This window comes from Streptomyces sp. NPDC054841 (assembly GCF_053611045.1).
This window is the reverse complement of record NZ_JBSGZO010000332.1, coordinates 1-9646: the sequence shown is the minus strand read 5'-3', so window position 1 is coordinate 9646 and position 9646 is coordinate 1. Positions and strand designations below refer to the sequence as shown.

Annotated in this window: 10 protein-coding genes and 1 pseudogene; 5 read left to right on the top strand and 6 right to left on the bottom strand. The window is 69.9% G+C overall.

The window, feature by feature from the left end; all coding sequences use genetic code 11:
• Positions 1–538 (top strand): annotated as a pseudogene (locus ACWGI8_RS31870) (hypothetical protein); the annotation flags it as partial.
• A 325-nt stretch (positions 539–863) separates the two neighbouring features.
• Positions 864–1409, top strand: a complete 546-nt coding sequence (locus tag ACWGI8_RS31865) for an SMI1/KNR4 family protein (protein ID WP_453666212.1) — start codon at positions 864–866, stop codon at positions 1407–1409.
• Positions 1410–1640: 231 nt separating this feature from the next.
• Here ACWGI8_RS31865 and ACWGI8_RS31860 read toward each other — a convergent pair whose 3' ends face one another.
• Positions 1641–2924 (bottom strand): MFS transporter, encoded by a 1284-nt coding sequence (locus tag ACWGI8_RS31860; RefSeq protein WP_453666210.1) that lies wholly within the window; start codon positions 2922–2924, stop codon positions 1641–1643.
• Positions 2925–3008: 84 nt separating this feature from the next.
• Between ACWGI8_RS31860 and ACWGI8_RS31855 the strand changes: the two genes are divergently transcribed.
• The gene (locus ACWGI8_RS31855) at positions 3009–4010 is read left to right on the top strand and encodes a DUF5937 family protein (RefSeq protein ID WP_453666209.1); all 1002 of its coding nucleotides are present in this window, start codon (positions 3009–3011) and stop codon (positions 4008–4010) included.
• 112 nt (positions 4011–4122) lie between these two features.
• Complete coding sequence (locus tag ACWGI8_RS31850) at positions 4123–4326, top strand: hypothetical protein (protein ID WP_453666214.1); 204 nt, start codon at positions 4123–4125, stop codon at positions 4324–4326.
• Positions 4327–4394: 68 nt separating this feature from the next.
• Here ACWGI8_RS31850 and ACWGI8_RS31845 read toward each other — a convergent pair whose 3' ends face one another.
• The 5 genes from ACWGI8_RS31845 to ACWGI8_RS31825 all read right to left on the bottom strand — a co-directional run bounded on the left by ACWGI8_RS31845 (position 4395) and on the right by ACWGI8_RS31825 (position 8304).
• Complete coding sequence (locus ACWGI8_RS31845; protein ID WP_453666207.1) at positions 4395–5366, bottom strand: NAD(P)-dependent alcohol dehydrogenase; 972 nt, start codon at positions 5364–5366, stop codon at positions 4395–4397.
• Positions 5363–5650 (bottom strand): helix-turn-helix transcriptional regulator, encoded by a 288-nt coding sequence (locus tag ACWGI8_RS31840; protein WP_453666206.1) that lies wholly within the window; start codon positions 5648–5650, stop codon positions 5363–5365. Before ACWGI8_RS31840 ends, ACWGI8_RS31845 begins: the two co-directional genes overlap by 4 nt.
• A complete protein-coding gene (locus ACWGI8_RS31835) occupies positions 5644–6072 on the bottom strand; it encodes a hypothetical protein (protein WP_453666204.1) in 429 nt (142 codons plus the stop codon). The genes ACWGI8_RS31840 and ACWGI8_RS31835 overlap by 7 nt, the downstream gene beginning before the upstream one ends.
• A 77-nt stretch (positions 6073–6149) precedes the next feature.
• Positions 6150–7439: a PP2C family protein-serine/threonine phosphatase gene (locus ACWGI8_RS31830; protein WP_453666202.1), complete on the bottom strand. Its 1290-nt coding sequence runs from the start codon at positions 7437–7439 to the stop codon at positions 6150–6152.
• Positions 7440–7545: 106 nt separating this feature from the next.
• A complete protein-coding gene (locus ACWGI8_RS31825) occupies positions 7546–8304 on the bottom strand; it encodes an IclR family transcriptional regulator (RefSeq protein ID WP_453666201.1) in 759 nt (252 codons plus the stop codon).
• A 559-nt stretch (positions 8305–8863) separates the two neighbouring features.
• Between ACWGI8_RS31825 and ACWGI8_RS31820 the strand changes: the two genes are divergently transcribed.
• The gene (locus ACWGI8_RS31820; protein WP_453666200.1) at positions 8864–9583 is read left to right on the top strand and encodes a CAP domain-containing protein; all 720 of its coding nucleotides are present in this window, start codon (positions 8864–8866) and stop codon (positions 9581–9583) included.
• Positions 9584–9646 lie beyond the last annotated feature (63 nt).

Genomic DNA, 9646 nt, shown 5'->3' with positions numbered 1-9646 from the left:
GATCAAGGTCGGGGCCTTCGTCGTCGATCCGCCCTCAGCAATGGCGCAACAGTCCCTTCTCATGGCGATCACGCTCGGCCAGGCTGCGCCCATGGGGACCAGCGACTCACAGCCGATCATCCGCGTCACCTTCACTGACTTCCTGCCCGACCCGGACGATGACGACTGCCTACGGCGTGCCGTCAACGTGGCCGCTGACCTGGTGACCTTCGAGGACAGCCACGCCGTCCTGTGGCTCGCCGGTGTCGAGGCCGCCCGGTATCCGCTGCGCGACATCGCATCCGTCGCTCCGGCAGGTTCTCGTGGCAGCAGCCGTCAGCCCAAGGACCCCGCGGCCATACGAGCCAAGTACCCCAACGCCTACCAGCCATGGTCGCCGGTGGACGAGGAGCGCCTGCTGGCCCTGTACCGAGAAGGGTCCACCGACCCGGCTGACCTTGCCGCTGAATTCGGCCGGCAGCCGAGTGCCATCCGGTCTCGTCTCGCCAAGCTGGGGCTTGAGCACCTGGCTGCGAGCGGGGCCACAACAGAAGCGTAGATGTCGGTGGCCGGGGCGGTCGGCTCCGCGGCTTCAGGCGGCAAGCGAGAACGCGGCTCCGCTGTAGCACGACCCGACGGGCCCGGCTCAAGTTCTGTGGTTGTGATGCCGGCCAGAGCTGAGAGCGTCGGCCGGCCGCGGGCCCGGGTCGCCGGTGGAGCGGTGGTTGGGCTGTCCGGTCGGCCAGGTCGAGATCCCGTCGTCCACCCACCGCGGAACGACATGGAAGTGCAAGTGGGGCAGGGCGATCGCCCGCAGACCCCGCAACGGCCGACCAGCGAGCCCCGTGGATCAGAGTGTCAGACGCCTCTGCGAGCATCCTGCCGTGACGACCACACCTGATCAGCACCCGGACAAGGCCACGCTCGACTTCTTGGGCTCCGCGTTCGCACCGGAGTGGCGCGAACCTGCTCTCGGGCATGAAGCCGTCGCAGCCTGGGAGTCCGAGAACAAGGTGACCCTTCCGGAGCCATACCGGACCTTTGTTGCGGAGATCAGCAACGGGTGCAGCCTCGGCCCAGCAGAAGACGGCGGCCTCCAGCCGCTCGGCTGGCTGCCCGCCGGCTGGCCCGACCTCGGCCCGCGCAAGCCTGGGGAACCGTTCCCCCTGGAGGCGGCCTGGCCGTGGGAGGACGACGAGAGCGTCGATCCTGAGGAGGATCCGCGCATTGATGCCGTGTACACCCAGGGGTCGATCGTGCTCGGATCGGAGGACGGGCAGTCGTTTTGGGTGCTGGTGACCACGGGACCCCGCCGGGGCGAAGTCTGGATGGTGTCCGACGTAGGCGCCGGCCCGGTGCCCGGGGACGACGCCTGGGGCTTCGCGCAATGGGTGCAGCGCTGGCATTCCGGCGACGGCTGGTGGGACTGAGCCCGGCGCCCGAGATTCGGAGCGATGACAGCACCACGGTCCCCCCAATCACACGAAGCGGGTCAGTCCCTCGACTCCCCGACAGCCAAACGGCCGTCCGACAGGAGCAGCTGGCCGTCGAAGACGGTCGTGAACGTTGGATCGGCGCCCGAAGGACGTGGGCGGACGACTGTGCCCGTCTGCCGACTCCGCCCGGGCCGGCTCCTGGACCGGCATTCCACGGCCGGACCGTCAGGCGGCAAGCGCATGGTCCATGCGGCGCGTGACACGTCCCGCGACGGTGAGCGTCACAGCTGAGGAGAGGACGCCGGCGAGGAGCGCTGTCCACCAGAGGACCGCCGGGCCGAGACCGGTGTAGACGGTGACGCCCAGGGTGAGGGCGGCGAACCTGGCGACACCCCAGGTCCAGCTGAAGGCTCCCTGGTAGCGGCCGCGCGCGTGGGCCGGGGCCAGGTTGGCGACGACCGTCGCGGCGATGCCCGCAACGGACACCTCGCCGAGGGACCAGACGACCACCGAGAACGTGTAGCCCGCGACGCTGTCCGCAAGGCCCGTCAGCGCCACACCGAGAGCGATCAGTACGCTGCCCGCGCACTGGACCGGCAGCTGGGGCAACCGGGCGAGCAGGGCCGACGCGAACGGCTGGAGTGCCACCACCAGGACCGCGTTGACCGCCGCCATCGCCCCGTAGACGGCCGGGGAGAGACCGCTGTCGTGAACGGCGAGCGGCAGGGCGACCTCGGTCAGCGAGTAGACGAAGAGCTGGATGCCGAAGAGGGGGAGCAGCGCCAGCGTCAGACGGTCCCGGAAGACGATCCCGTAGCCGATGCCGTCGTTCTTCTGGGCCGGGTCCTTCTGGGCCGGGTCGCTCTGGGCCGGGTCCTTCTGGGCCGGGTCGCTCTGGGCCGGGTCCTTCTGAGTCGCGTCTCTCTGGGCCCGGTCCTTCGCCGCGGGCCGCGGCTCGCTCAGGCGGGTCGCGACGACTGCGGCGTAGATCAGCATCGTCGCTGCGTCGACCGCGAAGAGCAGCCAGTACCCATGCGCGGCGAGGAAGCCGCCGAGCACGCCGGCCGCGGCCGTACCGATGTTGACGCCCCAGCCGAACAAGGCGTACGCACACTGCCTGCGTTCCGCGTCCACGGCATCGGCCATCAGCGCGTACGCGGCGGGCCCGACCATCGCCCCGGCCGCGCTGATCAGCAGCGCCGCGGCGGCCATCGTCAGCACCCCCGGTGCCACGAACAGCGCGCCCTGTGCCACCGCCGCGCCGATGAGCCCGATCAGCATCGTCGGGCGGCGGCCGATCCGGTCGGCGAGCAGCCCGCCGACCGCCGGTCCGAGCAGATTGCCCGCGCCCAGGGCGCCGAGGACGTACGAGGTCTCGGTGCCGGTGACGCCGCGCGCGGCCAGGAAGAACACCAGGAACGGAGTGACCAGGTAGCCGAGGCGGTTGACGATCGTGCCGGCGAAGACGGTCCAGACGGTGGGCGGAAGTCCGCGGAAGGTGGAGAGCATGCGAGGAGAGTGCGGCCCGGACCCCCTGGCGTCCGAATGATTAAGCTCAGACCGAATCCACCGGACGAACAAAGGGCGGCGGGCATGGAGTCGGGACTGAGCTTCTCCGCGGCGGACCTGGCACAGACCCGGTTCGCCGTCTCCCCGATGTGGGAGGTCGTCACCAGCTTCCGGCTGCTCAGGGACTCGTCCGAGCCTCCGCTGCACCGGCGTTGGGCCGCGCAGGTGCGGCCCCGGCTGGCGCATGCGGGGCTCGACCGCGGCTGGCTGGCCGAACTGATCCCCGGCCTCGGCTATCTCGCGGACTTCCTCAACCCGACCCCCGCCACCCCGTTCCCCACCCTCTCCGCCGAACTGGAGGCGATCCGGCGTACCGCACCCGAGCAGGTCCGGGCCGAGCTGGACATCCTGGAGACCAAGCGCGGCCCCGGCCCGTCCCCGCTGCTCAGGCTGCTGTACGAGGCCCCCGAGGCGGCGTTGGAGAAGGTCGCCTCCGAGATCGAGAGCTACTGGGAGCTCGCTCTCGCGCCCTACTGGGCCCGCATCCGGCAGCTCCTCGAAGCCGATGTGTTCCACCGGGCGCGGCAGGTGGCCGAGCACGGCTCCGCGCATGTCCTCAACGAACTCCACGAGACCGTACGGTGGGACGACGGCACCCTGCACCTGGTCCGCCGCCACTGCGCGCTGACGCGGGACAAGGCGGGCTCCGGGCTGCTGCTCGTGCCTTCGGTGTTCGCCTGGCCGCGCGTGCTGACCCGCTCGGTGCCGCCCGAGCCGCCCCAACTCGCTTATCCGGCAAGGGGAATCGGCAACCTGTGGGAGCCGCGGTCCACCGCGTCCGCCAACGCGGTCGCCGCCGTCCTGGGCCGCTCCCGCACACTGCTCTTGACCGAACTCGACACACCGGCCTCGACCACCCAACTCGCCCAGAACTCCGGCCTGTCCGCTGCCGGGGTCTCCCAGCACCTCACCGCCCTGCGGAACGCGGGCCTGGTCACCGCCCACCGCAGCGGCCGCTCGGTCCTCTACGCCCGCACCGCCGTCGCGGACGCCCTGCTCGCCCCCACCGCTCCCGCACGGCCATGAGCCGCGTCGCGCTCCGCCGTCGCACTCCGCCGCGGCGGGCGGGCGGCAAGGGCCTGACCGGTGGATCAGGCCGGCCCGGCAAGATCCATGGGACTGGCCCTAACCTTCTGTGATGACCACCGAGTTGACGCTGCTGTCGCGGGTCGCCTACCGCGACGAGGAGATCACCGCGCCCAGGCTGCGCAGCCTTCTCGCCCTCCTCGCAGGCGAGTTGCGCACGGGCTGCAGCACCGCGCTCCTGGTGGACGGACTCTGGCCGGACGAGGACGGGCAACCGGCGGCTTCACTGCGGTTTCAGGGGGTACGGCGCCCGTGAACCGGACGCCTGACCGCGCCTCACACGGCGGTCCTGTCCTCGCCTCACACGGCGGTCCTGCCCGCGCTTCACACGGTGATGACGACCTTGCCCCGTGCGTGGCCCCCGTGCAGATACCGGATGGCCTCGGGGACCTCGCTCAGCGAGTAGGTCGTGTCGACGACCGGCGTCACCTTGCCCGCCTCGACGAGGTCCCTCAGGGACTGGAGATCCGCCTGGCGCTCCACCGAGAACAGCCCGCGCAGCTTCTGCCGCACGAAGGGCGACAGCAGCAGCGCCCGGAGCACGCGATCCGTGCCTCCGAGCCACCGCCCTCCGCCTTCGCCCCCGACGATGACCAGGGTTCCTCGCGGGGTGAGGGCACGCCGGAGGTGCGACAGCGACCGGCTACCGGCCGTGTCGACAATGAGGTCGTAGTGGCGCGACCCGTCGGCGAAGTCCTCGCGTGTGTAGTCGATGACGTCGTCCGCGCCGATCGATCGGACCAGGTCCGTCTTCGTCGTGCTGCATACGCCGGTGACGTCCGCTCCGAACGCCTTGGCCAGTTGCACCGCGAACGTCCCGACTCCGCCCGCCGCGCCGATGATCAGCACCTTCTGCCCCGGCTGCACCCGGCCCGTGTCGCGAAGGGCCTGGAGTGCGGAGACCGCGGAGATGGGGACGGCCGCCGCCTGCTCGGGGGTGAGGTTCGCGGGCTTCGACACGAACCTGTCCTCCGGAGCACTCGCGTACTCGGCGAAGGAGCCTTCGCAGAAGCCGAACACCTCGTCGCCCGGCCTGAACCGGGTCACCCGGTCGCCGACGGCCTCGACGCGACCTGCGACCTCCCTGCCCCGCACGCGGACCTTGGGTATGCGCAGGCCGTAGCCCATGATGCGCAGGAGATACGGCAGACCCGTCATGAGGTGCCAGACGCCCGCGTCGACGGCGGCCGCCTGCACTCGTACGAGTACGTCGCCGTCCCCGACCGCCGGCTCGTCGATGTCCCTGAGTTCCAGTACGTCGGAGGGGCCGTAGGTGTCCTGCACGATCGCCTTCATGGTGCCTCACCTTCACTGTTCGGGCTGTTCGGGCTGTTCGGGCCGTGCTGGTCGTGCGGGCTGTCCGAGGTGTCCGGGTACTGGAACACCTCGTCGAGCGGGACTTTGAACACGTGAGCGATCTGAAAGGCCATCTCGAGCGAGGGCGAGTAGCGGCCCTTCTCGATGGCGATGACGGTCTGGCGGGTCACGCCGATGCGATCCGCCAGTTCCGCTTGCGTCATCTCGCCGTGCGCGAACCGGAGCGAGCGAATCGTGTTCGTGACTCTGGTCGGCTTCACCACGGCTGGAAGCCCCGCCTGTAGGCGGCGATCTTCGCGAGGGACCCGAGGACCGCCGAGAGAACGAACGCCAGGTAGATCGCGTTGGCGATCCAGAAGTGGTTCAGCTCGGCCATCGACATGCCGAGGGCCGCGATTCCGCCGATGACGACGAACGACTGGCCGGTGTACTCGCCGAACCGGGTGATCTCCCTGTCGCGCTGGTCCTTCCGGTTGGCGTCCTTGGGGGAGACGATCGCGACCACGATTTCGAGCGCGATCGACACCACGATTCCTGCGCCGACGGTCCACAGCAGTGCCGGCACGTACGACACCTCGGCGAGAGGCGTGTTCTCCGCTCGCCCGAGAACGATGGCGAGGTAGGCCGTGTACGCGCCGACCGCGACCACTCCCATGATCCAGGCGCGTTTCTCTTCGAACGTCACTCCCACTCCCCCCTGTAAAACAAACTTGACATCAGGAATGTAAAACTATGCCGACATGACGTCAAGTGTTCTGTACATCAGCACCCTGCTGCGGAGCGTGCAGCCGGTGCGGAGGGTGCGGACGACTCCGTCAGCGCGGGCGTGGGGCCGGCAGCAGGAGGCGTCGGGCCGACAGCGGCCGACTTCCTCAGCAGGAGCAGCGCCGCGTCGTCGTGGAGCCGGCCACCGACATGAGTCAGCAGGTCTTCGTGGAGCGCGGCGAGGGTGCGGGACGGCTCGTCCGACACGTGCCGGGCCGCTCGATCGACGAGCGGGTAGAACTCACGGCCGTGGTTGCGGGCCTCGATGACACCGTCGGTGTAGAGGAGCAACTGGTCACCGTCGGCGAAGGGCAGCACCTGGAGACTCGGGGTCTCACCGGTCAGGTCGCGCAGCCCGAGCGGCGGAGCCGGACGAGCCGGTTCGACGGTCATGACGCGGGAATCACGGACCACGAGCGGCGGGGCGTGTCCGCAGTTGACCACCTCCATGCGCCCGGTCGCGGGGTACCCCGCGACCACGGCGGTGACGAAGTCGTCGGCGTCCAGATTGCGCGCCAGGCTCCGCTCGATCCTGTCGACGACGTCGAGGAGGTCGGGCTCGTCCCAGGCGGCCTCGCGGAAGACACCGAGCACCAGAGCTGCGGTGCTCACCGCGGGCAGCCCCTTGCCGCGCACGTCGCCGACGATCAGCCTGACCCCGTACGGAGTGGGCACCAGCGCGTAGAGGTCCCCGCCGATCCGGGCCTCCGCCGCGGCGGCGCTGTAGCGAACGGCCACCTGGAACGGGCCGACGGTCGCGGGCACCGGCTTGAGAAGAGCGTGCTGGGCCGCTTCGGCGACCGAGCGGACGGCGGCCAGCACCCGTTCGCGGCGTACGCGCAACGTGCTGGCCAGGCCACTCGTCAGGGTCACGGCGGCCAGTGCGCACAGCACGATCAGTTCCTCGCGACCCGGCTCGCCGCCCTGGGTGGCGAGCGCGGCGCCCAGCCCGACGGCCAGGAAGCCGACACCGAGGACTCCCCACGGCCTGCTGATGGCGGCGGCCAGCGCGGGCCCGACGGCGAGCAGCGGCAACCAGCTCGGGCCCGCTCCACTGACGAACGCGGCCAGCGCGACGGCACAGACGAGCAGGACGGGCACACCGGGCACCCAGACCGCGAGGTGCGCCGCGGTCGGCCGCACGGGCAGCGCCGGCCGCCCCGCAGAAGTGAGCCGCCTCGCAGACGTGAGCCGCACGCCGAGTGAGTCGCTGAGCCACTTGGTGAGCTGCCACGACGGCTGATGCTCGCGCTGATCGTCACGCTGGTGATGTCGGGCGTGGCTCATGTCCTCTTTCGCAACTCTCACCGCTCACGGCGGCCTGCGCCGGAACGTAAATGTCCGTTTCATCCAGAAAACAGGGGGATGCGCCAGAGCCGCAAGAACAGGATTTTCAGATAGTGAGCGAAAGGCCCCTGGTCACCCGACTCGCGGTCGGGCCGAGCCGCTCCGCGATCTCCTCGATGCGGGAGATCCGGTCCGCCGGAAAGGAGACGCCGAGCGACCCGAGCTTGTGCCCGCTGTACACGGGCACCGCGACGCAGACGGTTCCGAGGGAGTACTCCTCCAGGTCCATGACGGCCGGCGCGGTGGGCAGCGAGTCGAGGTGCTGGAGCAGCGCGGAACGGCGGGTGAAGGTGCGCGGCGTGAGGTCGGCGAGGGCGTGCCGGGAGAGGTAGTCGTTCCGGGAATCGCCGTCCAGTTCGCGCAGCACGCATTTGCCGAGCGCCGTGGCGTGCCCCGCGTCCTCGAATCCCACCCACAGGTCGGCCCGTGGCGCCCGGGGGCCGTCGACGATCTCGGCGACCCGGATCTCGCCCTCCTCGTAGAAGGTCAGATAGGCGGCGGCGGACACTTCGTCCCTCAGGGCGGCGAGCGCAGGACGGATACGGCTGAGCAGCTCCTGCCCACGGCCTGCGGCGTGCAGCGTGTGCAGCCTGTCCCCGAGGACGAACCCGCCGTCGTCCAGCTTCCGCAGATACCCGTCGTGGACGAGCGTGCGCAGCAGGTGATACGTGGTGGCCAGGGGGAGCTGCGCCTCGCGCGCCAGCTGTTTCGCGGGGGCACCGCCTTCATGTATGCCCACGGCCTCCAACAGGCGGAAGGCTCGCTGCACGGAAGTGATGAGCGTAGGGCCGTCCTGAGCAGCCATGTCACAAGCTTGCGCCCAGGCGCACCGCAGCGGCAACGGCCCCCGGGAAGCCACGGACGCCACCCCACGGCACAGACACCACGGACGCCACGGACGCCACGGACACATGACCGATCACGGGACCGAGGCGCCTTTCACGGCATCGGGCCCATGGTTCCGTGACATCCGTCACGCCACATTCCGGCACTAGGCCCGCGGAATAGTAGACGACACCTTGGCGACATATTGAGATATGTCCGTCTTGGCATAGACATACCTCGCGCAGGCTTTGGCGCCCTTCTGTCCACTCGGTGATTTCGCCCGTTCCTGGTGCGAACAAGGACTCCTGACGGAGCATCAGAAGCTGCCGGAATGCCCGAAGCGGGACCAGCACGGCTTTACGCCCATTTCAAGAGCCGTCCGACGCTACGACCAGTGGTAGTACCGACGCTCGTTGCCCTGCATGCGCGGCGGTCCTAAGAATGACGGCCCGGAAGGCGTCTCCGCAGCTCAGGCACAAGATCTGTGTCCGAGCCGGCCCGACCCGGAGGCGCTCCGCGAATACCGAGTGAGGTCACGCATGAGGAAGCACCGCAGGAAGACGCACTACCGGAAGATAACGATCGCCGTCGTCGCGATAGCCGCCGTGGGTGTGCCCTCCGCCGCCATGGCCTGTATGGACCAGCCGGATGACAGGGGAAGCCGGTCCCACGGGCATGGGAAGCATGGCGATTGGAAGAATGCGGCCTCCGACAACTGGTGGAAGCAGACCGGGAAGCCCCAGTGGGGTGCGCAGCCGACTGCGCCCGCACCGCAGGCCCCCACCGCAGCCGCACCCGCACCGCAGGCCCCCACCGCAGCCGCACCGGCGCCGAAGGCCCCCACCGCGGCTCCGAGCACTCCGCAGACCGCCGCGCCGGCGACCGGGGCTGTGGCCCGCGTCGTGGCGCTCGTCAACAGCGAGCGCAGCAAGGCCGGGTGCTCGCCCCTGACCGTGAACGCCAAGCTGACCAAGGCCGCCCAGGACCACAGCGCGGACATGGCCGCCCACAAGAACATGTCGCACACCGGCTCCGACGGGTCGAATCCCGGTACCCGGATCACGCGTGCCGGATACAACTGGAGCACCTACGGCGAGAACGTCGCCTACGGCTACGAGACCCCCGAGAGCGTCATGGCGGGCTGGATGTCCAGCCCCGGCCACAAGGCGAACATTCTGAACTGTGAGTTCAAGGAGATCGGCGTCGGCCTGGCGCAGCCCAACCACTACTGGACGCAGGACTTCGGAACGGCCCGATAGTCCCGTCCGGGAACCTTCTGCGGGGGACCGCCTCACCGGGCCGGGCGGGCCCCCGGTTAAGGG